Origin of the sequence: Natrialba sp. SSL1, from assembly GCF_001861355.1 — an archaeon.
GTDB lineage: Archaea > Halobacteriota > Halobacteria > Halobacteriales > Natrialbaceae > Natrialba.
In genome coordinates, this window is sequence record NZ_MASN01000040.1 from 21,242 (window position 1) to 46,402 (window position 25,161).

Genomic DNA, 25,161 nt, shown 5'->3' on the forward strand with positions numbered 1-25,161 from the left:
CAGGCGGCGGGCAAAAGTGTCGTGCTCATCGTCGACGCGCGCTGCTATCGTCGTTCTTGGAAGTGTTTCCATATCCGACGGCCAGATGACGGTGTGATCGGTGTGGAAATCGTTTCAAGAGCGGCGATAGTACGGTTCGCCCCGGACACAATGCGAAGGAGGCTGTGGTACCCGGTGCTACGGATCACGTAACTCCGCGGAGGATGTGACCACACCCGATTCAGCCTTTCTGACTAGTTCGCCCGCAGTGCTCCGAGAACACTCGAGTTCGGCGGCAACATCCGCGATAGAACCAGTTCGCGGGACATCGTAATAGCCGGCATCGATGGCGGCTTCCAGAGCGGCACGCTGTCGCGCCGTCAGCTCAGCCTGTGATGCCCGTCTGACGAACGGACGGACTCGAACGATGTCGCACTCGAGTACGTCGCAAAGTTCAGCGTAGAAGTCGCTGAGGCAGGTCGGTTTGCCGACGGCTTCGAACCGAACGACGCCCGTATCACGAAAGACGACCGGCGGAAGAAACACGACGCGGGAATCGGCAAGCACCTCGAGGACGGCCGGGTCGAGTTCGAACTCGGTCTGTGAGACGAAAGCGTACGTGCCGTCGTCACCGGGGACGAGGTCTGACACGGAGATACTCTCGACTGGTGCAAGCAGGTTGGCGACCGCTTCCGGCTTCCCGTCGTACCAGGCGAGTGTGGTTGCGGTTCCCATCGGCCCCCACATGAGGAGGTCTGCGCGAGACACCTCGTTCGCGTCCGCAAGGCGACGGTGGATTGGGTGCGCCATCGATTCGGGATACCGACTGTGTATGGTGGCGCGTTTCATACGCTACTGATTCGATAGGATCCATATAAAAAACCGGACCAGTGCGGGAAAACGATCTCACAGCCACGGCGATAGTCGAGTCCTAGTGAGCGAACGATGTTCTGCGTCATCGGCGGTCGATCTCCCCGGAGAACCAGGCCGGCAGCGAACAGTCTCGGTCGATGACGGACGTACCCTCTCCTACGCAGAGTACGGGTCGGTCGACGGACGGCCAGTCCTGTTCCTCCACGGCACGCCAGGCTCGCGGTGCTTCGGGAGACTGTTCGACACGGCAGCGCGAAACCGTGGCGTACGCCTTCTGGCTCCAGACCGACCGGGATACGGGAACTCGAGTCCCTGGCCAGAGCGCACGCTAGTCGATACGGGAGCCGTGCTCGAAGTCGTTCTCGAGGACGCCGGCATCTCTCGGGCAGACATCGTCGGGTTCTCCGGTGGTGGTCCGCACGCGCTCGCCCTCGCTGCAACCCACAGTGATCTCGTCGGCGAGGTCGACATCGTTTCCGGCACGGCACCGCCGTCGTTCTCCCCGTCACCGCCCTGGACGCACCGTCTCCTCGGGGCGCTCGCGATGAGCACGCCGACGATCCTGTCCGGGCTATTCAGACTTCAGTCATGGCTCGTCAGTCGGAGTGCGCCGTCGCTCGTCGTCTCGCAGTATACGACGGCAGACGAACGTGAAGCGCTCACCGCCGGCGAGGCCGAACTCATCAAACAGGACTTCCTCGAGGCCGTCATCCCGCCCCGCGGCGTGATCACAGAATCGGCGCTGTTCACAACGGACTGGGACATCCCGCTCGCGGATGTCGATCGTTCAATCCGCCTGTGGCACGGGGCCGAAGACGAGAACGTTCCGATCGATGCCGCTCGCCAATTGGTCGACAGCATCCCTAATGCGAGGCTCGAGATTGATGCCACCGGTGGTCACCTCACGACGCTTCTCCGGCGACGAGGCCGGCTCCTCGACTGAGTCGAACGTCGAAGCACGACGCACAGTCCCGGTTCTGAACGGACCGTCTTTGAAAAGGCAGCGACGCGACGAGCGAGGTCAGGACTGATCCGGTTCCGAATCTGAATCTTGACGCGTCTCTGCAATGTCGATCGTCTCACCCGTCTCAGCGCCCATATCCTCCCCCTCTTTGATCGCCTGGGCTTCCTGCTCCATCGCTTCGACGTCCATCTCGGCTTCCTCGTCGATCTCACCAATGATCTCGCTAATATCGTCGAGGCCGATCAGTTCGCGGGTCTCGTCGTCAAACGAGAGGCTCTCGAGTTGGCCGTCCTGTTGTTCGATGTCGCTTCCCGAGAGATGCTTGCCGTAGCGTCCGACCAACGAGGAGAGTTCCTGCGGGAGAACGAAGGTCGTGGACTCACCCTGGCCGATCTCGGCGAGCGTTTCCATCCCCTTGTCGATAACGGCGCGTTCGCCCATCGATTCGGCGGAGCGAGCACGGAGGACGGTCGAGATAGAGTCTCCCTGTGCTTCGAGGATCTGGCTCTGCTTTTCACCCTGTGCGCGGATGATGTTGGATTGCTTGTCTCCCTCTGCCTTCTCGACGGCGCTGCGGCGCTCACCTTGCGCCTCGAGAATCATGGCGCGGCGTTTGCGCTCTGCGGAGGTCTGTTGCTCCATCGCGCGCTGGACATCCGGCGAGGGATTGACCTCGCGGACTTCGACGCTCTCGACGCGGATCCCCCACTCGTCAGTCGGTTCGTCGAGTTCCTGGCGGATTCGCTCGTTGATCATCTCGCGGCGGCTGAGCGTGTCGTCCAGTTCCATGTCGCCGATGACGGCGCGCAGCGTCGTCTGGGCGAGGTTGGAGACCGCCTTCTCGTAGTTGTCGACTTCGAGAAACGCTCGCGTGGCGTCCATCACCCTGATGTAGATCACCGCGTCGGCCGTGACGGGCGAGTTGTCGCGGGTGATCGCCTCCTGACTCGGCACGTCGATCGTCTGCGTTCGCATGTCGAACATGTAGACACGCGAGACGAACGGCGGAACGATGTTCAGCCCCGGTTCCAGGAGTTTGCGGTACTCGCCGAAGATCGTGAGCGCACCCCTGTCGTATGCGTCGACGATCTCGACCATCGACCAGACGGTGACCACGACGAGGACGAGGAGGAGCGCCCCCGCCAGCACCAGCGGGTCCTCGAGTTGCACCTGGAGCGGCGCAGCGACCGTCGCGTTTTGTATTATGTTACCGATTGACAACATGACTAGTAGTCATCCTAGGGACGCTGGTCGAATAACTCTTGGCGTGGTGATGGGACCGCGCCAATGCTGGAGCCGGCACTAGAACGGGTTGGCAGTGCTGAAAGTAACTGAAGCAAAATGGAACAGCACCCCATCACAGCGTGGGCAAAAACGACTGGGTAGTCAGTGGGTGATCAGTGGGTGATCAGTAGGTAGTCAGTGGGTAGTCGGAATCCCGAGACTACGCGGACTGGCTGTCGGCCGTGTCGTCACCGCTTCCAGCGTCGTCACCATCACCACTGTCGTCAGTGTCGGAGTCGGTTTCTCCGCCCTCGTCAGTCGCTAACTCGCCGTTCGAGACCGTCACCTGCGCGTTCTGGATAACCTTCTCACCCATTTCGTAGCCTGGTGTGTAGACGTCCGCAATGGTTCCTTCCGGCTGGTCGCTGTCGACCTGCATCATCACCTCGTGGCGCTGCGGATCGGTTTCCGTCCCGGGATCCGGATCGATCTCGGACACGTTCTCGTCCTCGAGAATGCGGTCGAACTCGCGCAGCGTCATTTCGACGCCGTCCCGGAGACCGTCGACATCGTCGCTACCTTCCTCCAGCGCGCGCTTCAGATTGTCTCGAACGCCGATCAGGCGCTCGACGAGATCCTCCGTCGCACGGTCTTTGATCTGGTCCTGGCGCTTTTTCGCGCGTTTCTTGTAGTTCTGGAAGTCCGCCTGCTTGCGCTTGAGGCGACTCGTTAGGTCCTCGACTTCCTCCTCTTTCGCCGCGAGTTCCTCCTCGCGCGCGTCGAGTTCGTCCTGCAACTCGCCGATCGTCTCGGCCTGGGCCTCGACGCGTTCGGTCAAGTCCTCGAGTTCGGCGCGCTGATGCTCGACGGTGCTCGAGAGCTCTTGTGCCTGGCTGACGACGGTGTCGATGGTCTGTGCGAGGTCCTCGTCGTATTCTGCGAGGCGGTCGACGAGTTGCTGGGCGTCAGAGGGTGGGTCTTGGTCTGTGTCCGTGTCCGTACCTGTCTCTGCCTCTGAACCAGAGTCAGAGGCAGAGTCAGCGTCAGGTCCGGGTTCGGATCCAGGCTCGGGCTTGGATTCGGGTCCGGATTCTAGTTCCGATTGGGAGTCCACCTCCTGTTCGGCCACAGCGTCCGTCCCGTCTGTCGACGTTTCGTTAGCAGTCGACTCGGCTGGTTCGGCTGACTCGGTCGACTCCGATTCGCCTGACTCGTGGTCCGATGCTGGTGCGTCCGAGTTGCAGTCGTCGGCCGCGTCGTCTGCGTCCGTCTCCGCGGCAGACTCCGTCGGTGCAGTCTCGTCTGCAGTATCGGCAGTCTCTGTGTCCGGTTCCGACTCCGTCTCCGCCGATTCGGATTCGGCTTCCGCGACGGCCGACGCAACGTCTTCGTCAGCCGCCGTCTCGGCGGATTCGTCCTCGGACGGGACACCCTGGGCTGGCGTGTTCGTGCCCTCGTCGTCACTCATATTCGGGTCAACGAACAGCGATACTAAAAGGGTTGAGGTCGCCGCCTGACTCGATAGGTTATTGGGTTGTGATGTGGCGCGGTCCCCACTACACACCCCGAACAGCGCTGGTCGGCCGCGCAAGCAGCCTCTCCCCATCCAACAGTATATGTACCTCTCTCCCCGAACACCGTCCGTGAGTCGAACCTCGGACTCCACACCGATCGAACTCCGATACGAGGACGGAACGATTCGACTCGAAGCACGCGAGAACACGTTCGTCGAGTCGCTTCGAGATGATGTCGCGGAGCGCGCGCTCAACTTGGACCTCGAACTCGAGTACGATCGACGAACGGACACCGTCCGTACACCAGCATTTCGGTACGCCGCAATCCGACGGGCACTATGTGCTGTCTCGGCTGCGGATGAGGCCGCTGCTGTCGATGGTGGTGGTGATGGCGATGTCCATGATAATTCCGACACCGGTGTCGACATCGACGACCGAGTTCTCGACATTCCGGACCTCCCCGCTGGCCTCCACTCGGCGTACGAACTCCGGCCGTACCAGCGCGAGGCACTCGAGTCCTGGCTGGAGACAGACCGGTGGGCCGACCTGGCTGAGCCAACTCCCGCCGTCAAGCGCGCACCCGCCGGCGTTCTCGAACTCCCCACCGGCAGCGGCAAGACCGTCATCGCGCTGAAGGCGATCGAACGTCTCGCCGTCCCGACGCTCGTCGTCGTCCCCACCATCGACTTACTCGAGCAGTGGCAGCGCGAACTCGAGTCCGAGTTCGACTGTGCGGTCGGTCGCTTCGGCGGCGGCGAGCAGCGCCGCGAGCCGATCACGGTCTCGACGTACGATTCGGCGTATCTGAAGGCCGATTCGGTCGGTGACCGGTTCGGCCTCGTCGTCTTCGACGAAGTCCACCACCTCGGCGGCGAGGGCTACCGCGAGATTGCTCGCTTACTCGCCGCACCCGCCCGCCTCGGACTGACTGCGACGTTCGAACGGCCGGACGAGGCCCACGAAATCATCGAGGAAATCGTAGGCCCGCTCGTCCACCGCGTCGATGTCGACGAACTGGCGGGCGACCATCTCGCAGCCTACGACGTCAAGCGACTCGAGGTGTCGCTCACACCAGCCGAGCGCGAGGAATACGAGGAGAAGCAGAACGTATTCTCGAACTATCTCGCTCGCTCAAACATCCGCATGCAAAGCGGTTCTGACTACCAGGAACTCGTCAAACGATCCGGGAACGACCCCGCGGCTCGCGAGGCGCTACTGGCCCGCCAGCGCGCCCGCGAACTCGCCCGCGGCAGCGAGGCGAAACTCGACGCCCTGCAGGACATTCTCGATCGCCACCGCAACGATCGGATCATCGTTTTCACCGCGTCCAACGACCTCGCGTACGACGTGAGCGAACGCTTCCTGATCCCGACGATCACCCACCAGACCGGTGCCGCCGAGCGCCGAGCGCTACTCGAGTCCTTCCGCGATGGGACCTACACGCGTATCGCGACTTCAAACGTCCTCGACGAAGGTGTTGACGTTCCCGACGCCAACGTGGCGGTCGTTCTCTCGGGCAGCGGCAGCGAACGGGAGTTTACCCAGCGACTTGGTCGGATTTTGCGGCCGAAAACTGGTGGCTCGGAGGAGGCCGGTGACACTGGTGACGAATTGGACTCGAGTACGGACCAATCTCCAGCGGAAATTTCTGCGGCCCGTGCCGGCCGTGCGATTCTCTACGAGGTCATCAGTGCAAATACCTCGGAAGAAAACGCCGCCGAACGCCGGTCCTGATGGTTTCACCCGGTTTTGACGAACGTGGCAGTTGCATCCTGTTCGACCGTAATCCGGTATGACTTGTAGCTAAACTCGACTGCCATCTGTGCCTCCGCCGAGGGCGGCTGTGAAAAAAGATTGTCGAGCATTCCGTCTACGCAGTCGTACATCGTCGGGAGGCGTGTGGGTTCGGTGTTCTCGAGTTCAGCAACGATTTCTGCGATCTGAACCGCAGGATTGGGGGCGGAGTGATCCAGTTCTCGGCGAACGATCTCTCGTTCGGTTTGGTCGGACATTGCACCACTGACTGATGCGAACGGATGGTATAGGTATTAGTCACATCTGGACTGAGAGACATCGATACTGACCAGTTTGATTGTGAACAGTTGTGCGCCCAGTCAGATTGAAAACTCCCACCGATCTCGCTCCGGGAGACACTGTTTCACTCCGGGCTACGTGCAGTTATGCGTCCGCCCGATTCGCGCATGAATACCGCATCCGGTACCGCGACGACGTCTCTGTTCCCGTCCGTCTCGAGACTCCATCGTGGTTCGCCGTCCGTTCGTGCGAGCGCCGTTAGCGTTCCGTCCTCAGAAATGAGCACCTCGTCACTGGTGACGGTCGGCGGACCGCCACTCCGCTCAGAGAGGTCGTACTCCCATCCGCGCTCGCCATCTCGGGTAATCGCGTAGAGTGTGTCGACGGTCGAGACGTAGATGTGCTCATCGTCCATCGCAAGCGGGGTTTCCCAGTAGTCATCAACCACGTTGAACGTCCAGCGCTCAGTTCCATTCGGTTCGAACGCTGTGAGGACGCTCTCTGCCTGGACGACGACCAAGTCGTCATCGACGACTGGGCCTGCGATCACAGGAGCAGTAGAACGTGCCCAGCGCTCGTTCCCAGTCGCAGCATCGACGGCAAGAACACCGGTACGGCCCGAGCGAGCGCCCGCAAACAACGCTTCGTCGTGAACGGCAACCGGCTTGGAAAACGTTCGACTGGACTCGTCATCACCGAGCTGACGAGACCACTGAACAGAACCATCGGCTACCGAAAGCGCGTGAACGGAGCCGCTCCAGTCGGGTAGATAGACGGTCCCGCCGTCGACCATCGGCGAGGCGGTCACCCGTGCATCGATATCGTAGAGCCAGCGTTCGTCGCCGTCGCGCCGTTCGAACCCGACGAGTCGTCCCGCTTCGAGCTCGCGCTGTGCACTGACGATCACCCGTTCGCTGGTGACTGCTGGGGACGCGTTTGGATCCGAGCGAAGGGAGGCCCGCCAGCGCTCTTCGCCAGTTTCTGTCGCCAGTGCGTGCAACTGGAACCGGTGTCGCGCACGATCAGAAACCGCATCGGCTGGAACGTAGAGCCGCTCATCGACCATCGACGGTGTTCGAGTCGCCCGTACATCGTCGAGTTCGGTCGTCCAGACTGCCTCCGGCTCAGCGAGTATCTCACTGACCGAACGAGTTCGGCCGGGTTCGCTTCCGTCGACCGCCCACTCGCCCGTGACGTGGCCGAGGTCGCCGGATGTGGTGTCACGAGAGAGACAGCCAGCGAGGCCAGCGCTGGCTGCCCCAAGTAGTGTGAGCGCCCGACGGCGCGTATAGGAGGGCATTTTCTATCGTTTCGTTCCTCTTCCAATTAAAACAGTAGGTGAAGGGCGGAACCAGTCTGGCTGTGTCGATCAGACAGCGCTTCTGACGGGGGGCCGAAAGATGAGCACTAGAACAGCAAAACGTCGTCGCGGTGCGGCGATTGTCAGGCAGTCTCGGTCTCCGTCCGTTCCGCAACCGTCACGGACCCAGTCAGTTGTGAATGCGGGTACGGCATATCGATCCCCTCCGCGTCGAGTCGCTCCTTGCCGGCCTCGATGTAGGCCGTTCGTGCGGCAGCAGGGCGGTGTTCTGCAGGATCGATCCAGAATCGTCCAGTGAGGACGACCGCAGAGTCACCGAGGTCGGTGACGGCGACCGACGGCTCGGGCTCTGCGAGCGCACCCGGCACCTGTTCGGCCTCCTCGATGAGCGCCGATCTCGCCTGGCCGATGTCGTCGTCGTAGCCGATGCCGAAGTCGTAGGAGACGCGAAGCAGCCCGTTTCTGGACGGATTCACGACGACCGAGTCGGCGAGTTCGGAGTTCGGCACAGTCACCAGTTCGTTGTCGTACGTCTCGAGCTGTGTCACCCGGAGCTGGATGTCACGGACGACGCCCTGATTGTCGTCCCATTCGACGATGTCTCCGATCGTGAACGGCTCGTCTTTGACGATGAAGACTCCCGCGACGAAGTTGGCGATGAGGTCCTGTGCGGCGAACCCGACTGCCAACACGACGGCACCACCGAGCGCGGACAGCGCCACGAGAATCGTGCCGAAGCCGGCGACCGTCGCCGCGATTGCGACCGACCCGAGCAGGATGAGCGCGGTGACGATACTTCGCGCGAGCGAGATCAGCCCCTCGTTGAAGCCGCGGCTCTCGAGTGACCGCTCGGTGAGACTGAGCAAGAGTGCCTTTCCAACCCAGTAGAGCACCACGAACGCGACGACGAAGATGGCGGCAGTCACTACCGCGCCGATGAGCGCCGGCACGTACTCGTCGACCGCCGGGACACTGTTCATCGAACCGACTGGCAGCTGCTGTGCTATCACGTCTCGCCAATGGAAGGTCACCTAAAAGACTCTTTTTGAGTCCACGAAACACGATGGGCCGGTCGCGTGACTTTTGCCCCCGTCGCTCCCAGTACTAGCTAGAAATGCTGACGAAGGACCTGCTGCGCGTCTCCCGCGCCGGCGGCGGCTTCTACCCACAGTTCGCCGCACGCGAGCACCGCCCGCTCGCAGCTCGCGTCATCGGTACCTACCAGGGACACGTCGACCAGCAGCGCGGCGACCTCGAGGACGCCCTCACCGACCTCGAACGGAACGCGGACGACTTCAAACTCGTTCGCGGCCTCTCGGCGCTGCTCGAACGCGAATCCACCTTCGAAACCGACGCCGATGTCGACCCCGAACGCGCTCGCCGCGCGGTCTTCGAGGCCGCAGACGCCGTCGGTGTCGTTACCGACGACGAGCGTACTATGGCGCTCATCCGGGCCGGCGAATCGCTCGGCGTGTCGGCGGACGCACTCGAGTCCACTCTCTACGCAGACTTAGACGAGCGCCAGGTCCTCACCGAAGTCGCCTCGCGCTGGGGCCCCGACGACCTGCTCGCGCAGTACAACCTCTCGCTGGCCCAGACGGCGCTGTTCGACGCGACCGAACTGCGGGTCAGATCGAGCGATCCGAAGGCGCTCGTCTCGGCGATCAAACGGCTGCGATTGATGTACGAAATCCGGAACCCCGATGCGGCGGCCGGGTCAACCGCCAGTCTCGCGAGCGACCGCGAGGTCGTCGTCACCGGACCGACACACCTCTTCCGGGCGACGCGACGGTACGGCACCCGCTTTGCGCGCTTCCTGCGGACGGTCGCGAGCGCCGAGGCCTGGCACCTCGAGGCGACCATCGACGACCGCGGTACCGAGCGGACGCTCTCGCTCTCCCACGACGACCCGGTCACGGTCCCCGACGCCGAACCGGTCGCCGACGTGACCTTCGACAGCGGCGTCGAATCCGACTTCGCCGCCCGCTTCACGCAACTCGATCTCGACTGGAATCTCGTCCGTGAACCCGAACCGCTCGCAACGGGCACGCGGGTGATGATTCCCGACTTCGCGTTCGAGTACGCCCACGGCGAGTACCGGCTCTACTTCGAAATTATGGGATTCTGGACGCCCGAATACGTCCAGAAGAAACTCGACCAACTCGAGTCCCTCGAAGACGTCGACCTCCTCGTCGCGGTCGACGACTCGCTTGGCGTCGGCGAGGCAATCGAGACGCGAGACCACCGCGCGATTCCCTATTCCGGGACCGTCCGCGTCAAAGCCGTCGTCGACGTGCTCCGCGAGTACGAGGCCGACCTGGTCCAGGAAAGCGCGGCCGAACTGCCGGCCGAACTCACCCCCGACGACGATGTCGTGGCACTCGAGTCCCTCGCCAGTCGTCACGGTGTGAGCACCGATGCCTTTGCGGAGACGCAGTTCCCCGAGCACGACCGCGTCGGCCGCACGCTCGTTCGCCCGCGGGTACTCGAGTCCGTCGGCGACGAGATGGAGGTCGGCATGACTCTCCAAGAAGCTGAATCCGTTCTCGAGGAGTCCGATCTGACGGACGCCAGCGCAGTGCTCGCCGCGCTCGGCTACCGCGTGGAGTGGGAGGGATTGAGCGGCGGGACGGTCGTCGAGCGCTGAGGCGCGTCAGTTGTCCGCCTCCCCGTCGTCGCTGACGCAAACTGCTATTACCGTTCGCATGCACCCACAGATATGGCATACGAACGACAGGCAGCCAGCGGCTTCCAAGAAATCGACCGCTGGGAGGACGGCGTCGGCTGGCTTGCTCACCCTGATGAACTCGGTCAGCGGGCGAGTCACGCCGTCGTCGGCGAGGCCGGCGTCTGGCTCCTCGATCCGCTCTGGGCACCCGGCGTCGACGACCTGATCGATGATCTCGCCGAGGAACACGAGACCGCAGTCGCCGGCGTCGCAATCTGTTCGTGCTGGCACACGCGCGATGCAGAACAGTTCGCGCGGCGGTACGACGTTCCCATCACCATCCCGGAGTGGATGGGCCGCGTCGACGACCGAACGACGGCCCCGATCGAGCGCTACGCGGACTCGTTCGACCCCGTCGTCGAGGTCGTCCGCCGCCAGCCGATCCCGCTCTGGGACGAGGCGATTCTCTACTGGGACAATCACCAGACGCTATACACCCCCGAATCGATCGGCACGGCGGACCCCTTCCTCGTCGACGACGAACGCCTCGGCCTCGAACTCTTCTTCCGACTCGACCCGCCCCACTCGCTGCGCGAGTACGAACCCGACCGCGTCATCGTCGGTCACGGAACCGGCATTTTCGACGATGCAACGCGGGCACTCGAGTACGCCCTGGCTGGCGCTCGGCGTCGGTTTCCGCGGGCGGTACTCGAGAACGGGCCGGGGACGGCGCGGTCGCTGGTGGGCGCACTCCGGTAGTGGGTGCGACGGGTCCGTGTCCCGCATTCTTCGGAAGCGTGTCCAGCGTACAAGTGAGCCATCGACGACCATCTCAAGGATTCTGTCAGGGTCGAAGACCCCGATCCGATCACCAAAAGTAATATTTCAATCCGCTGTGAGAACGGACTGTAACGGATGAGACGAGAATTCCAGTTCGTCGCTGCCGGCACGGCGGTTGCACTCGTTGGATTCCTGCCGGAACTTTACCTCTTTGTTCGATCTGCGCGGGCGTTCCTGCTGGCGCTCGGCCTCCTGATCGCCTGTTACGGGCTGTTCGAGTTGGTGCGACACTACGCGCAGTTCGATCTGGCCTGAGGCTGCTCAGCGTCACACTGAAAACGGCTGTCCGGCTACAGCGACCGATTCGAACGGGGACTACAACTCTCGCTGTCGCCCCTTCGGTACCATCGATCGCAGTTCGCCGTGGACGTACAGTCCAATCCCGAGCGGTTCGCGCTCGCCCGCAACGGTGTGGGCCGCGATCAGGTATCCCCAATCGCCGTCCCACTCGAGTTCCTGGTCCTCGCCGGCAGCGAACCGGCGGGCGGCCTCGCGGTCGAGATCGATCACGCACTCGCTGGCGTGTGCGCCGAAGCGCTGGACGAAGTCCGTCGTGGGCTTCCAGTGCTCCTGGCGGGTTCGCAGACAGGTCATGCCGATAGCCTCGATTTCGAGCGGCGAGTCGGCCTCGCCGCTGTAGAGCCAGATCTTGCCCGCGCCCTTCTCCCAGAAGGTGTAGTCGTCGAAGGTCTCGGGCGGGATCGCGAACCGGTCTTCGAAGTAGTCGACGACGGCAGCGCGGCTGACGCGGCCCTCGACGGTTCGGTCGGCGTCGGTTTCGGGGAGGCGGCCGAACTGTTGACCGTCGTTTTTGCGCAGGTCGTCGGCGGTGTCGCTCATCAGGCGGTCACCTCCAGTTTCGCCACGAAGAAGCCGCCGGTGTCGTTGTGGTGTGGGTAGATCCGCGCGGCCTGCTCGAGTGTGTGATCGAACGTCTCGTCTCGCCACTCGGTAAGGCCGGGTGCGTGCTCCAGCTCGAGGTCGAAGTCGACGACGCGGCAGTCCTCCTCGTCGATGGCGTGCTGGACGACGGCCTCGTTTTCCTCCGGCGCGAAGGTACACGTCGAGTAGACGACGGTGCCACCTTCGCGGGTCGTCTGGATCGCTCGGCGGAGGATGCCCTTCTGGATGCCCGCTATCGTGTCGATGTGGCCCTCCGACCAGTTGTCGAGCGCGTCAGGATTCTTCCGAATCGTTCCCTCGCAGGAACAGGGCGCGTCCACGAGCGTCCGGTCGAACTCGTCGAACGGGAATCGCTTCATGGAGTAGTTTCGCGCGTCGTCGTTCGTCACCGCGAGGCTGGTCGCCCCGAGGCGCTCGGCGTTGAACCGCAGCGCCGAGATGCGTCCGAGGTTGTTGTCGTTCGCGACGACCGTTCCTCGGTCGTCCATCAGCGCGGCGAGCTGGGTTGCCTTCCCGCCGGGGGCCGCACAGCAGTCCCAGACGCGCTCGCCGGGCTGGGGATCGAGGACGACCGGCGGGACCGCCGAGACTTCCTCCTGACCGTGAGTAAAGCCGTGAAAGGAGGTCCACGTCGAGCCCGGTGAGTCCGTCTCGAGGCGTAGCACGCGCGGGTTCCACTCGGCCTGCTCGTACGCGACGTCGTCCTCCTCGAGTGCGGCGGTCGCTCGCTCGGGGGAAGCCTTGATCGTGTTTACGCGCACGGCGTTGCCGAGCGGGCGCTCGCAGGCGCCGAGGAAGGCCTCGAAGTCGTCGATGATCGGTCGGTACCGCTCGAATGGCTCCATTAGTCTTCGATTTGATTGCCCGGCGTTTGTGGGTTTCGAAGGCCGGGCCGTCGTTGCCCTGTCCCTGCTTCCCATCTATGTCCTCACCCCCGCTCCCACTCCCACTTCCACTTCCACTCCTCGTCCCTGCCACCGCACCCACTCCTCACCACTCCCGCTCCCGATCCTCGTCCCCGCTCCCCAACCACCCGCCCCGTCTCGAGCCGTCCGCTTCGGTCGCCGACAGCGTCGTCGTTTTTATGCCCACTCGCGGAGTCTGCCAACACATGGCACGAATCAGTCTGCAGGGAGCGGAGGCCGACCTCGATGACCCCACCTTCGTCGAGGGCTTTCCCGGCATCGGACTTGTCGGCAAAATCGCAACCGACCATCTCGTCGACGAGTTCGATATGCGCTACTACGCGAGCGTCCACTGCCAGGGGCTGCCTCGTATCGGCGTCTACCGGAGTGGTGACCGAACCGTTCGGCCACCCGTACGGCTCTACGTCAGCGAGGAGCACGACTTGCTCGCACTGCAAAGCGACGCGCCAATCCGACCGGAAGCGCTCGACAACGTCGCCGAGTGCGTAACGAGCTGGCTTATCGACTACGACGCGATGCCGCTGTACCTGAGCGGATTACCGGCTGATCGGGACAACGGCGAGCGACCGGATCTTTACGGCATCGGAACGGGTAGCGCACCAGATCTCCTCGAGGACCGCGAGATCGACGTCCCACCGGAGGATGGTGTCGTCACCGGCCCCACTGGCGCGCTCATCAACCACGCGGCGCAGGCCGGTTACGACAGCCTCGGACTCGTCGTTGAATGCAGCCCGCAGTTCCCCGACCCAGAGGCAGCGAGCGTGCTTCTCGAGGACGCTATCGCACCCGTAGCCGATCTCTCGGTCGACGTGCAGGAACTCGTCGACCACGCCGAGGATATCCGTGAGAAACGAGAGCAGCTCGCACAACAGATGCAGGCGGTCGGTCAGGAACAGAGCACGCAGGCGCAGCCGCTTCGGATGTATCAGTAGAGCGTAATTGTAGACACAGTGACTCCAGAAGCAGCGATTTCTGCCCCGACGGAGGCGACAATCACCCTATTCCGTCGTCCCAGCGGCATCAAAACAGTTCCCACGTATTTTTAATTCCCGACACCCTTTAGCGGGAATAGAGATGACTTCGGCTACCGAGGCCTACGATATCGTGGTCGTCGGCGGGGGGACTGCCGGCTGCTTCGCTGCGACGACCGCCGCCAAGGAGGGGCTCGACGTCGTCCTTCTCGAGCGCAAGAGCGAGGAGGAAGGGGGCTACATCGCCTGTGGGGACGGCATCAAGGGGAAGAGTTCTTTCCCGAACGTGCTCGACCGCGAGCGACTCAAAGACGAGGCGTTCACCAATCAGGGAATCGAACGCGCCATCTTCGAGAACCCACAGAGTGGCGAGCGTCTCGAGATTCCGTTCAACGAGACCGGCGGCGTCGTCGACCGCTGGAAGTACGGTCAGATCCTCTTAGAAGAAACCGACCGCGCCGGCGTCGACATCCACTACAACACCGTCGTCAACGACGTCATCCAGCCGAACGGCACCGTCGAGGGTGTGACCGCTATCAGGGACGGCGAGGCACTCGAGTACCGATCCGAAATCGTCATCGACGGCGCGGGTGCGCTCTCGGTGTTGCAGGACAAGGCGGACCTCTCGGCGTCGTCGTTCGACACCAACGTCAACTACTCGCAGTTCTGCTCGGCCTACCGCGAGGTACTCGAGGTGCCAGAGCCGGTCGAGTGGGACGACGCGCTCGTCTTCAAGCCGACTGAGGAACTGGGCTACCTCTGGTACTTCCCGCGTTCGGCGACGGAGATCAACGCGGGACTGGGCTTCCAGATGAGTCAGGAGCCGATGGAACTGGTCGACGCGCTCAAAGACGACATCGCCAATCGGGAGGAGTTCCAGGACGCGACGGTGAAGAACAAGCTTGGTGCCGCCCTCCCGACCCGCCGACCGTACGACTCGGCGGTCCACCCCGGCTACGTGGCCGTCGGCGACGCGGCTGGGCACGTCAACCCGTGTACCGGCGGTGGTATTCCAGGTGCCGCAAAAGGTGGCCACTGGGCGGCGAAGATCGCCGTCGACGCGATTTCCGACGGCGACGTGAGCGAGGCGGCCCTCTGGGAGTACAACCAGCGCGTCCAGACGGACTTCGGCAAGCGCTTCGCGGCGATGGACCTCTACAACATCTTCGGCACCGCACAGGAACTGGACGACCTCGTTTCGGTCCTCACGGCGATGCCGGGCCAACAGCTCGTCGATGCGATCGGTAAGAAGGGGACTGCCAATATGAGTCTCGGGCTCAAACTCAAAACACTGATCAAGACCTTCGGCCACTGGGATACGCTCTACGACCTCTACAAGGTCCAGCAGGCCGCCGGCTCGCTCAAGGGCGTCTACGACAGCTACCCGGACAGCCCCGACCACTTCGACGCCTGGCGCTCGGAGCGCGATAGCGTGCTGGATCGAGTGTACGATATCAGCGGCGCTGAGCCGAAGTACTAACCGGACTAGCGGGAGACTGCTTCTCTGAGGTCGCGCCTCTCGACTTACAATCCTCGTTATCGGAGCCGCCGGTACGCACGCAACAGCACCGAGGCAGCCGTCCCGACGCCCGGAATTCGCGAGGAGAGTGCTGCGGCCCCGAGGAGGAAGAGCCCGCTCGCTCGCCTCCCGCGTACGAACTCCATTATCGCGTCGATTACCGTCGTCGCTGTGCTCGCCTTCGAGATCGCATCGACTCGAGTGGTTGTCGTTGTCATCGGTTCGGCGAACGGGCTCCGCGGCCAAACGCGAGTAGCCTGCACGTGCCGAGTGGGAGGCTGCTGATGCGTTACAACGGTGGCAACACCGAGCTATCATCGGAACGCGACAGCCAGACCGCGCCGCGGCATGTCACCCCGCGGACGATAGATTCAGGTTCCTTCTCCGAGACCACCCGATAGACTCCACTCACAGATGCCCACACACCACACAGACTCGTTCGACCTGCTCGAGACCAGCGTCGCAGCCGTTCACGACGCGATGGCCAACGGCGCGGTCACCGCTGAAGAACTCGTCGAGCGCTATCTGGCGCGCATCGACGCCTACGACGACGACCTGAACGCGATCCTGACAGTGAACGACAGGGCTCGCGACCGCGCCCGCGACCTCGATGCCCAGTTCGAGCGCGACGGGTTCGTCGGGCCGCTCCACGGCGTTCCGACGATTATCAAGGACAACCACGACACCCACGACATGCCGACCACGGCGGGCTCGACGACGCTCGCGGACTCACAGCCCTCCCGCGACGCGTTCATCGTCGACCAGCTTCGGGAGGCTGGCGCGATCATCATCGCGAAGGCGAACCTGCAGGAACTCTCCTTCGGCGTCGACACGATCAGTTCGCTCGGCGGCGCGACGCGAAATGCCTACGATCTCGAGCACCGGCCGTCCGGCTCGAGTGGTGGCAGCGCCGCGGCTATCGCCGCAAACCTGGGCCTCATCGGCACCGGCACCGACACCTGCTCGTCGAATCGCTCGCCGCCCGCGTTCAACGATCTCATCGGCGTTCGGCCGACCAGAGGCCTGTGCAGCCGAACCGGGCTCGTCCCACTCAGCGAAACGCAGGACACGCCCGGCCCCATCGCACGAACCGTCGAAGACGCCGCGCGACTGCTCGATGTCATGGCCGGCTACGATCCCGAGGACCCGGTCACGGCCAGAGGTGTCGGGCAGGTTCCCGACGACGGCTACACCGCCCACCTCGATGCGGACGGCCTCGACGGTGCCAGAATCGGGATCGCCCGGCAGTTCTTCGGGCTCCAGGGCGATGCCGACGAGTACGAGGCCGTCTCCGAAGACGACGCCGCAGCCGTGACGAGCGTCCTCGAGGACGCTATCGACGACCTCGAGGCGGCCGGCGCGACGGTCGTCGATCCGGTCGACGTCGTCGACACGAACTGGCTCCTGAGCGCTCGCGTGCTCGCATACGAGTTCGCGCGGGACTTCGACGCGTATCTCGAGACGCTCGGCGATGATGCCCCGCAGGAATCACTCGCAGCCATCGTGGACTCGGGCGAACTCGCGCCGTCGATCGAGGCCCGATTCGAGGGCGGTGAGATCCTCGGAACCGATCAGGACTCACTCGACGACAACACGGGCTACCTGCGTCGGCTCGAACGCCGCAGGGAGCTTCGCGACAGCGTGCTTGCGACGCTGGCCGACCACGACCTCGACGCCCTGCTGTACCCGCCCTCGACGGTTCCGCCGGTCACCGTCGACGAGCACCAGCCGTTCGAGGAGATGAACTGCGAACTCTCGGCTCACACTGGTCTGCCCGCGATCGTCACCCCTGCCGGGTTCACCGACGACGGGCTCCCGGTCGGACTCGAGTTACTCGGCCGCACGTTCGCCGAGCCGCGGCTGTTCGAACTCGCGTATGCGTTCGAGCAGGCGACGGAGAATCGCGTGCCGCCGGAGCAGTTTGGGGCACTCGAACTCGAGTAGAGGATCCCTCCGACGAACCCGACGAGCGCGCCAGCCGAGCAAACGTATATTTCACTTCGTGAGACAGTACGGGTATGTCACGCGAGCGCCACGAAACGGATCGTCTTGACGAGTCAGCACTCACGCGGCTGTCGGCCACCGAACTCGCGAGTCAAATTAGAGCCGGAGAGGTGACCGCCACCGAGGCGGTCGAGGCACATCTCGACCGCATCGACGCACGCGACGACGAAATCAACGCCTTTGTTACCGTCTGCGCTGGCGAGGCGCGCGAGGCAGCCGCCGAAGCGGACCGGGTACTCGAGTCCGCCGGCGCTGACGCCCCGGATGGGAGCGACGACAGTGACGAACAGATCGGCCCCCTCCACGGCGTTCCAATCGCGCTCAAGGACCTCGGCTCGCTGAAGGAGGGCCTGCCCTACACCTTCGGCTCGACGCTGTTTTCCGACTTCGTGGCACCCAAAACGGCCGTCACCGTTGCGCGACTCGAGGAGGCCGGCGCAATCGTGCTCGGGACGACGAACACGCCCGAGTTCGGCCACAAAGGGACGACGACCAACGACGTGATCGGGGCGACGGCGTCGCCGGTCGACACCGAACTGAACGCGGGCGGCTCCTCCGGCGGCTCCGCGGCGGCGGTTGCGGCAGGAATGACGCCCGTCGCGACCGGCAGCGACGCGGGCGGCTCGCTTCGCATTCCGGCGGCCGCCTGCGGCGTCTACGGCTTCAAACCGACGTTCGGTCTCGTCCCCTCGATCAGCAGACCCAACGGCTTCGGCCGGGCCCGCCACCACGTGACGAAGGGGCCGCTCTCGCGCACCGTCGCCGATTCGGCCGCGTTCCTCTCAGAGATGGCGGGTCACCATCCTGACGACCCCGAGAGTGTTCCCGTCGATATCGCGTTCCGAGACGCTGTGCAGGAGCCGTCCACCGACCTGCGGATCGCCTACAGCCCGGCTCTCGACGTCTTCCCGGTCACGGACGCGGTTCGCTCGGTCGTCGACGACGCGGTGGCGTCCTTCGAGGACGCAGGTGCTACCGTCGAGGAGGTCTCCATCGATCACGGCTACGAACTGGACGACCTCATCGAGGCGGTGATCCCGACGTTCACGACGTCGATGCTCGAGAGCGCCACCGTCACCGCGGAATCCCACGGGATCGACCTGCGCGACCACCCCGAGGCGATCACCGATAGCCTCTACCGGATGCTCGAACTGGGCGAGCAGTACGGTCCCGCCGACATCGCCCGCTCGGATATCGCCCGGACGGCCATCTTCGACGCCGTACAGGACGTGCTCTCGGAGTACGACCTGCTCGTGACGCCAACGCTCTCGCGCGCCAACGTCGGCCTCCACGAGGACCTCGACGCAGAAGCCTGGGAGTGGCCGCTCACCTGGCCGTTCAACTGGACCGGCCACCCCGCCGCCTCCGCGCCTGCCGGGCTCACGGACGCGGGACACCCCGTCGGACTCCAGCTCGTCGGCCCCCGCTTCGGAGACGACACCGTGCTCGCCGGGAGCGCGGTACTCGAGTCCCACCGGCCCTGGGATCATCTCTACGACTGACGCTGGGGCGACACCGCTGTGGGGAAACCGTTGTCACCCGTTCACAACCGCTCTCCGCCCGCCGCCGCAACCCCAACCCATTTTCGCATCCCGTTCCTCTCGTCGGATATGGCAGCCGACAACGCCGAACAAATTGCACCTGAGACGTGTCCGACCGCAGCCGGCATGCCGATGCTCGGCCTGGGAACCTGGCAGAACGACTCGCCCGAGGAGTGCGCCGAGAGCGTTCGCACTGCACTCGAGACGGGCTATCGCCACATCGACACCGCCCAGGCCTACGACAACGAGGAAGCCGTCGGCGAGGGAATCGCCGCGGCCGACGTCGACCGCGAGGATGTCTTCCTCGCGACCAAGGTCTGGCTCTCGAATCTCGCGTACGACGACGTACTCGAGACGGCCCGCGAGAGTATCGACCGTCTCGGCGTCGAGTACGTCGACCTGCTGTACGTCCACTGGCCGGCGCGGACGTACGACCCGGCAGAGACGCTGGACGCGTTTTCGGAACTCCACGAAGAGGGACTCATCGAGAACGTCGGCGTGAGTAACTTCCAGCCCGAGCAACTCAAGGAGGCCGTCGAGCGCTGTGACGCACCAATCCTTGCGAATCAGGTGGAACTGCACCCGCTGCTTCCCCAGGAGGAGATCCGCGACGCCTGCGCGGCACACGATGTCGAAGTCGTCGCCTACTCGCCGATCGCTCGCGGCGATGTCTTCGACCAGCCCGAGATCCAGGAGATTGCCGACAAACACGACGTCAGCGAGGCGCAGGTCAGTCTGGCCTGGCTGCGCGAGATTGGGGTTACTTCGATCCCCAAGGCGACCGGCGAGGACCACATTCGGGACAACTGGGAGTCGCTTGCACTCGAGTTAGACCAAGACGACATCGAAACGATCGACGCGATCGAGGAGACGGATCGGAAAGTCGATCCAGAGTTTGGGCTCTGGAACTGACCCGCCGGGAGATTGGCCTGCAGCTGCCCAAGTATTAGAATTATGACTAATTTGACGAGCGGAAAAACAAGAAAGGAGGAAAGTTTACGGTACGTCAGTTTTTTGGCTCAGGTATGTCCACCCGCACGCAACGTGGTGGCGGTGGCGGGATCATCGGTGCGATCAGGGCTGACCTCGATCAGTTACACGGTGCCTGGATGGAACTCGTCTTTCCGCGCCAGCGCGGTCGCGGCCACTCCGTCATGGGAAAGTGGCGTCCCGAGACGCTTCCACAGAAGATCGCCTACTACGCCTGGAGTGTCTTCGGCACGCTCGGGCTGTTGATCCTGTACCCGCTTACCGTCATTGGCTATGCTACCCGCTACTACGCGGCGAAACTCGACTCGACGCGAACCCGCCTCGGCATCGTCGGCGTGACAGCCATCGCACTGCTCGTCTGGGGGACGCTGACGGTGATCGCACACCTCCAGTTGCCGGTCGAAGAAACCATCGCGATCGGTGCCGCAAGCGCCGTCGCGACGATTTCGACCGCGCTCGCAGCCGGTGCGTCCAAGGTCGGCGGCCGACCCGTCTCCGTGCTGTTCGCCTACCCGTTCGCGATGACGGCGCTGTTCCTGCCGCCGGTCGTCGCCGCGCTCGTCACGCCGTCACTCGAGGGCGTCGTCCTCGAGCCGAGCTACGACTTCGCGGCCTGGGCGCTCGATAACATCCTCCACGTCGGTGGGCTCAACGAGTTCCTGCGCGCGAACTACGAACTCGAAGGGGCTGCCTACGCGGCGATGTGGGTGGGGATCTCCTTCCCGCTTGGCTGGTTCCTCGGAACCGTCGTCGCACTGGCGAATCTGGTGCGCCCGTCGGAGTAGTCGGCGCAAGCGCTTGCGGTTTCTTCTCGTTCAACGAACAGTCTGTTTCGATAGCGTTACGCCGGTACAACCCCGAACATCGGGTATGGAACTCGACCTGCCGAAGACGGTCGCCGCGTTCATCCTGATCATCGCGCTCGGAACGGCCGGGCTGATGACGATGCCGATGGGGATGGCTCCAGACACGATTCTGATGATGGTCGTGCCCTCGATGGCAGTCTTTGGCGCGATCATGCTCGCACTCGGCGTCAAGCACGGCGAGTACCGCGCGACGAACTGAGCCAACGCCGACACTGAGACCGCCGTCGTTCGCACGGAACGCAGTTTTCGCGTTTGTTGAAGTACACCGCCCGAGCGCGGGCGGTTCGTCGATGAGACTCGAAAGTCGAGTGCAACTCAAAATGAACGGGTCGCTCACCCGGCTACCGGCTCTCAGTTCGCCCGCATCACATGTAACCGAGGTCGCGCAGCCGCTCCATCAGGTCCTCCTTGTCCTGTGCGCGGCCCGCACGCTCGGTCGTTCCCTCCAGATCCTGCAGCCAGGCAGGCTCCTCGTCGCTCTTTTCGGTACTCACTTCGCTGCCGAGCGAGCGGAAGCCGGCGAAGTACTTCGGTGACACCGGAATGTCGTCCTGCGTGAGGTCGTTCGGCAGGTCCGTGTCGCTCTCCGGCACGTAGCCGTCGTCCGGGAACTCCGGCACCGTATCCGGTACGACGAAGTTCCAGAAGGCCTCCCACACCGCGGCTTCGTCGAACTGCAGAATCGGCTGCACGCGGTCGTGTGGCGGGTAGATGTCCGGATCGTGGCGCGGCGAGAAGAACGTCTCGTCGGCGCGAGCCTCCTGTTCGTCCCAGCGGACGCCCGAAATGACGCCGTCGACGTCGTGCTCCTCCAGGGCGTTGTTCAGCGCCACCGTCTTCAGCAGGTGGTTGCCCACGTAGGTGTCGAGCAGGAACGGGAACGTGTCCTCCTCGTACTCGAGTATGTTCTCGACGTGGTGCTGGTTGTGCTCGGAGAGCCCCGAGATGTCGATGTCGTCGCCGGGTTCGAGGCCGTGCTCGTCGACGTACTCGCCGACGTCCTCGTTGCGGGCGTAGATGACTTCCAGATCCCACTCGTCGGCCCAGTGGTCGACGAAGTCGTGGATCTCGTCGAAGTGCTGGTAGTGGTCGATGAAGATTGCGGGGGGGACCTCGAGGTCGTATCGCTCTGCGACCTGGCTGACGAAGTAGAGGACGAGCGTGGAGTCCTTGCCGCCGGTCCACATGACCGCGGGGTTTTCGTACTGTTCGAGTCCCTGGCGGGTGACCTCCACTGCCTTCTCGATCTTGTCGTTGATGTGTGGATAGTCGACGGGATCCTCGCCGGTTCCGTCCTCGTAGTCGACATCGACGTAGTCGGGGAAGTTCTCGCTCATCTCGTAATTAGATATAATTACCACGGTAAAACGCTTTGGGGGACCGGAAACCTCTGTCGGAATCTCGGACCCGCCTACGCGCTGGTTAACGGCGGCGCCTCGAGCTGCTCCTCTAGTTCACTATCGGCGAGGTGCTGCTGGAGGAGGCTGATGATCCGCTGGCCAGCGAGTCCGTCGCCGTACGGACGTGGGGTCGACTTCGGTGCCCAGTCCGTCGTGAGCGCCTCGCGGATCGCAGCCGTCTTCGGGCCGACGAGCCGGTTCCAGCCACAGTCGACCGTCTCGACCCACTCGGTCTCCTCGCGCAGCGTCACACAGCGCGTCTCGAGGAAGAACGCTTCCTTCTGGACGCCGCCCGAATCGGTCGCTACTCGTTCCGCAGTGTCGAGCAGTCGGACGAAATCGAGGTAGCCGAGTGGCTCGATCAACTCGAGTTCGCTCCTCGCGCGCTCCCAGAGGCCGTGTTCCTGCAGTCGGTTGACGGTGCGCGGGTGGGCGGGGAAGACGACCGGCAGGGGTGCGTCGGCGAGGCCGTCGAGTATTGCCGCGAGGTTCTCGGGGTCGTCCGTGTTGCTCGCGCGGTGGACGGTCGCGAGGACGAACTCGCCGGGCTGGATGCCGAGGTCGTCGAGGATCGTCGACTGGTCGGCCGAGCGCTCGCGGGCGTCGAGGATAGCGTCGTACATCACGTCGCCGGTCCAGTAGACCTCGTCAGAGATCCCTTCGTCCGCCAAGTTCCGAATCGCGTCCCTGCTCGGGGCGAAGCAGAGGTCAGAGGCGTGATCCGTCAGAATGCGGTTGATCTCCTCGGGCATCGATCGGTTGTTGCTCCGGAGCCCGGCCTCGACGTGTGCCACGGCGACATCGCGTTTCGAGCCGACGATCGCACCTGCGAGTGTCGAGTTCGTGTCGCCGTAGAGCAGGATGACGTCCGGCTCGGTCTCCTCGATGACGGGCTCGATCGCCGCGACCATCCGCGCGGTCTGTCGGCCGTGGGTGTCCGACTCGATTCCGAGGTTGTACTCCGGCTCGGGAATCTCGAGTTCGTCGAAGAAGACGTCGGACATCTCCTCGTCGTAGTGCTGGCCGGTGTGGACGAGAACTTCCTCGGCGACATCGCGAAGCGTTCGGGAGACGACGGCGGCCTTGATGAATTGGGGTCTGGCCCCGACGATGGAACAGACGCGCATCAGTCCGCACGCACCCCCGTTACCTCAGCCGTCGCTGGCTGTGCGCTCGGTTCGCTGTAGGACGTTGCGATGGACGTGATGATCTCGGTCAGGTTGACCATGTCAGCCGTGTAGCTGTCGCGTCGCTTCGCCCACGTCTCGGCCGTCGACTCGTCCGTGAGCAACTCCTGTGCGCGGGCGAGAACGGTCTCGAACTCGCTGCAGTTGTCGATGAGTCCGCGCTCCTCGAGTTCGATGAAGTTCCCCATGTCGTCCTCGCCGACGAAGGAGTTCGAGCGGATCGCGGGCGTGCCGAGCAGGGCGGCCTCGGTGACCATCGTCTGCGTGTCAGCGACGAGCAGCTCCGCCTCCGCCAGCGCGTCGTGAATCCGCGCGGGGTGGAGTTCGTACGGACGCACGTCGAGCTCGTCGAGTGCCAGGTCGCCGCCCTCGTCCGAGACGAAGACGGTCGCGTGCTCGGCGAGTGTCGACAGCAGCTGCCGGCGTTGGTCGGCCGAGAACCCGCGCTTGCCGACGTCGTGGTGGCCGTTGAACGCATTGAGTCGGACGATAACGTACGGTTCGTCCGCGTCGACGCCGAGGTCCGCTCTGACTGACTCGTCCGCCTCGAAGACGTCGGGGTGGAGGTACGCCGATTCCTTGAAGCCACGGAACCGGTAGTGTTTCGCGCCGAGGTCCTTCCGGAACGCCTCGGGTGTTAGAATCGCGCGCACGAAGGGCTTCGAGACGACGTGGTCGAGCGAGGGTTCGGAGTCGAGCACGGCGACCGCTGGCGCGCGCGTAATCGCCCCCGTGTACGCGGCGTAGGGTCCGATTCCGAAGACCACATCGGGGTCGAACCGACGCGCCTGCCGAGCGATCGTCGAGAGGTGCGCCGGCACCTCCCACAGCAGCGACTGGAGCGACTCACTGCGGTCGCCGTAGGTTTCGTAGGGCACGTCGTGGTACGAGAGCAACGCCTCGGTACACTCGTCTCCCCGCGCGAGCACGAGCACCTCGTGGCCCGCATCCTCGAGCCGTGACACGGTGTGTTTGTACAGGTGGACGTGTGCCGGCGTGTTGTTAAAGAAGAGACAGCGCACGACGGATCACCTCGTGAATCATGCACTCTCGGCTTCTCGTAGCGACCCTATCGTTATCAGCGCGCTACCGAAAAGAAGCACGTCACTGGCCTGAAAGTCTTGTTTTCGAATACGTCGGGCCGAAATACGACGGCAGTGATTGTGACCGGTCACTCACTGTGCGTGGTAGCAAACGGGTCGAAAGAACTGACTACCGCGCTCGCCCGGAGTGTTCAGGATGCGTAACCGACTGAAACGGCGAACCGTCACCGTATTCCACAGGTCAGTTCCGAAAAGTACGACTGGTAGTCGACTGCTGGCTTCTGGCCGAAGCGGTGATACGGCGTGCTTACAGACGGAAAACGGCGACTACCGGCACTCACTTCCCGGTCGCGTTCAACGGCAGCGCTGCTATTCGTCGGCCCCGACTCCAAGC

Annotated in this window: 24 protein-coding genes; 12 read left to right on the plus strand and 12 right to left on the minus strand. The window is 63.7% G+C overall.

Annotated elements, in window-relative coordinates; all coding sequences use genetic code 11:
* Positions 1-177: 177 nt before the first annotated feature.
* On the minus strand, positions 178-828 hold the full coding sequence (locus BBD46_RS14855; protein ID WP_071402482.1) for a helix-turn-helix domain-containing protein: 651 nt from the start codon (positions 826-828) through the stop codon (positions 178-180).
* Positions 829-913: 85 nt separating this feature from the next.
* On the opposite strand from BBD46_RS14855, the gene BBD46_RS14860 reads away from it, so the two are divergent.
* Positions 914-1,795 (plus strand): alpha/beta fold hydrolase, encoded by an 882-nt coding sequence (locus BBD46_RS14860; protein ID WP_071402483.1) that lies wholly within the window; start codon positions 914-916, stop codon positions 1,793-1,795.
* A 78-nt stretch (positions 1,796-1,873) separates the two neighbouring features.
* Here BBD46_RS14860 and BBD46_RS14865 read toward each other — a convergent pair whose 3' ends face one another.
* Together BBD46_RS14865 and grpE are read right to left on the minus strand one after the other, a co-directional pair.
* On the minus strand, positions 1,874-3,040 hold the full coding sequence (locus BBD46_RS14865) for an SPFH domain-containing protein (RefSeq protein WP_071402484.1): 1,167 nt from the start codon (positions 3,038-3,040) through the stop codon (positions 1,874-1,876).
* A 220-nt stretch (positions 3,041-3,260) separates the two neighbouring features.
* Complete coding sequence (grpE, locus tag BBD46_RS14870) at positions 3,261-4,508, minus strand: nucleotide exchange factor GrpE (protein ID WP_071402485.1); 1,248 nt, start codon at positions 4,506-4,508, stop codon at positions 3,261-3,263.
* Positions 4,509-4,656: 148 nt separating this feature from the next.
* Here grpE and BBD46_RS14875 point away from each other — a divergent pair, with 148 nt between their 5' ends.
* Positions 4,657-6,288 carry a DEAD/DEAH box helicase family protein gene (locus BBD46_RS14875; protein ID WP_071402486.1) on the plus strand — a complete coding sequence of 544 codons (1,632 nt, stop codon included), beginning with the start codon at positions 4,657-4,659 and terminating at the stop codon, positions 6,286-6,288.
* 5 nt (positions 6,289-6,293) lie between these two features.
* Here BBD46_RS14875 and BBD46_RS14880 read toward each other — a convergent pair whose 3' ends face one another.
* The 3 genes from BBD46_RS14880 to BBD46_RS14890 all read right to left on the minus strand — a co-directional run bounded on the left by BBD46_RS14880 (position 6,294) and on the right by BBD46_RS14890 (position 8,889).
* Positions 6,294-6,566, minus strand: coding sequence for a HalOD1 output domain-containing protein (locus BBD46_RS14880; RefSeq protein WP_071402487.1), 273 nt, complete (start codon positions 6,564-6,566; stop codon positions 6,294-6,296).
* A 146-nt stretch (positions 6,567-6,712) separates the two neighbouring features.
* Entirely contained in the window at positions 6,713-7,888 is a 1,176-nt protein-coding gene (locus BBD46_RS14885; RefSeq protein ID WP_084777775.1) for a PQQ-like beta-propeller repeat protein, read from the minus strand.
* 143 nt (positions 7,889-8,031) lie between these two features.
* Positions 8,032-8,889, minus strand: a complete 858-nt coding sequence (locus tag BBD46_RS14890) for a mechanosensitive ion channel family protein (protein WP_071402488.1) — start codon at positions 8,887-8,889, stop codon at positions 8,032-8,034.
* Positions 8,890-9,023: 134 nt separating this feature from the next.
* Here BBD46_RS14890 and BBD46_RS14895 point away from each other — a divergent pair, with 134 nt between their 5' ends.
* The 3 genes from BBD46_RS14895 to BBD46_RS14905 all read left to right on the plus strand — a co-directional run bounded on the left by BBD46_RS14895 (position 9,024) and on the right by BBD46_RS14905 (position 11,672).
* Positions 9,024-10,556, plus strand: a complete 1,533-nt coding sequence (locus tag BBD46_RS14895; RefSeq protein WP_071402489.1) for a DUF790 family protein — start codon at positions 9,024-9,026, stop codon at positions 10,554-10,556.
* A gap of 72 nt (positions 10,557-10,628) precedes the next feature.
* Positions 10,629-11,336: a hypothetical protein gene (locus BBD46_RS14900; protein ID WP_071402490.1), complete on the plus strand. Its 708-nt coding sequence runs from the start codon at positions 10,629-10,631 to the stop codon at positions 11,334-11,336.
* Between the two features lie 156 nt (positions 11,337-11,492).
* Complete coding sequence (locus BBD46_RS14905) at positions 11,493-11,672, plus strand: hypothetical protein (protein ID WP_006167031.1); 180 nt, start codon at positions 11,493-11,495, stop codon at positions 11,670-11,672.
* A gap of 60 nt (positions 11,673-11,732) precedes the next feature.
* Here the strand turns inward: BBD46_RS14905 and BBD46_RS14910 are convergent, their stop codons facing one another.
* Positions 11,733-12,257 (minus strand): DUF7122 family protein, encoded by a 525-nt coding sequence (locus tag BBD46_RS14910; RefSeq protein ID WP_071402491.1) that lies wholly within the window; start codon positions 12,255-12,257, stop codon positions 11,733-11,735.
* Positions 12,257-13,165: an RsmB/NOP family class I SAM-dependent RNA methyltransferase gene (locus BBD46_RS14915; RefSeq protein ID WP_071402492.1), complete on the minus strand. Its 909-nt coding sequence runs from the start codon at positions 13,163-13,165 to the stop codon at positions 12,257-12,259. The genes BBD46_RS14910 and BBD46_RS14915 overlap by 1 nt, the downstream gene beginning before the upstream one ends.
* Positions 13,166-13,431: 266 nt before the next feature.
* Here BBD46_RS14915 and BBD46_RS14920 point away from each other — a divergent pair, with 266 nt between their 5' ends.
* Complete coding sequence (locus BBD46_RS14920; RefSeq protein ID WP_071402493.1) at positions 13,432-14,178, plus strand: proteasome assembly chaperone family protein; 747 nt, start codon at positions 13,432-13,434, stop codon at positions 14,176-14,178.
* A gap of 142 nt (positions 14,179-14,320) precedes the next feature.
* A complete protein-coding gene (locus tag BBD46_RS14925) occupies positions 14,321-15,697 on the plus strand; it encodes a geranylgeranyl reductase family protein (RefSeq protein ID WP_071402494.1) in 1,377 nt (458 codons plus the stop codon).
* 56 nt (positions 15,698-15,753) lie between these two features.
* Here the strand turns inward: BBD46_RS14925 and BBD46_RS14930 are convergent, their stop codons facing one another.
* A complete protein-coding gene (locus BBD46_RS14930; protein WP_071402495.1) occupies positions 15,754-15,954 on the minus strand; it encodes a hypothetical protein in 201 nt (66 codons plus the stop codon).
* 196 nt (positions 15,955-16,150) lie between these two features.
* Here BBD46_RS14930 and BBD46_RS14935 point away from each other — a divergent pair, with 196 nt between their 5' ends.
* From BBD46_RS14935 to BBD46_RS14955, 5 genes are all read left to right on the plus strand, one after another.
* A complete protein-coding gene (locus BBD46_RS14935; protein ID WP_071402496.1) occupies positions 16,151-17,680 on the plus strand; it encodes an amidase in 1,530 nt (509 codons plus the stop codon).
* Between the two features lie 74 nt (positions 17,681-17,754).
* Entirely contained in the window at positions 17,755-19,242 is a 1,488-nt protein-coding gene (locus BBD46_RS14940; protein ID WP_071402497.1) for an amidase, read from the plus strand.
* Between the two features lie 108 nt (positions 19,243-19,350).
* Positions 19,351-20,193, plus strand: a complete 843-nt coding sequence (locus tag BBD46_RS14945; protein WP_071402498.1) for an aldo/keto reductase — start codon at positions 19,351-19,353, stop codon at positions 20,191-20,193.
* A 113-nt stretch (positions 20,194-20,306) separates the two neighbouring features.
* Positions 20,307-21,056, plus strand: a complete 750-nt coding sequence (locus BBD46_RS14950) for a hypothetical protein (RefSeq protein ID WP_071402499.1) — start codon at positions 20,307-20,309, stop codon at positions 21,054-21,056.
* Between the two features lie 85 nt (positions 21,057-21,141).
* On the plus strand, positions 21,142-21,336 hold the full coding sequence (locus tag BBD46_RS14955) for a DUF7333 family protein (protein ID WP_071402500.1): 195 nt from the start codon (positions 21,142-21,144) through the stop codon (positions 21,334-21,336).
* A 166-nt stretch (positions 21,337-21,502) separates the two neighbouring features.
* Here the strand turns inward: BBD46_RS14955 and BBD46_RS14960 are convergent, their stop codons facing one another.
* The 3 genes from BBD46_RS14960 to BBD46_RS14970 form a co-directional block, all read right to left on the minus strand.
* Positions 21,503-22,474: a phosphoadenosine phosphosulfate reductase family protein gene (locus BBD46_RS14960; protein WP_071402501.1), complete on the minus strand. Its 972-nt coding sequence runs from the start codon at positions 22,472-22,474 to the stop codon at positions 21,503-21,505.
* 74 nt (positions 22,475-22,548) lie between these two features.
* On the minus strand, positions 22,549-23,664 hold the full coding sequence (gene wecB / locus BBD46_RS14965; protein WP_071402502.1) for a non-hydrolyzing UDP-N-acetylglucosamine 2-epimerase: 1,116 nt from the start codon (positions 23,662-23,664) through the stop codon (positions 22,549-22,551).
* Complete coding sequence (locus BBD46_RS14970; RefSeq protein WP_071402503.1) at positions 23,664-24,746, minus strand: DUF354 domain-containing protein; 1,083 nt, start codon at positions 24,744-24,746, stop codon at positions 23,664-23,666. The genes wecB and BBD46_RS14970 overlap by 1 nt, the downstream gene beginning before the upstream one ends.
* Positions 24,747-25,161 lie beyond the last annotated feature (415 nt).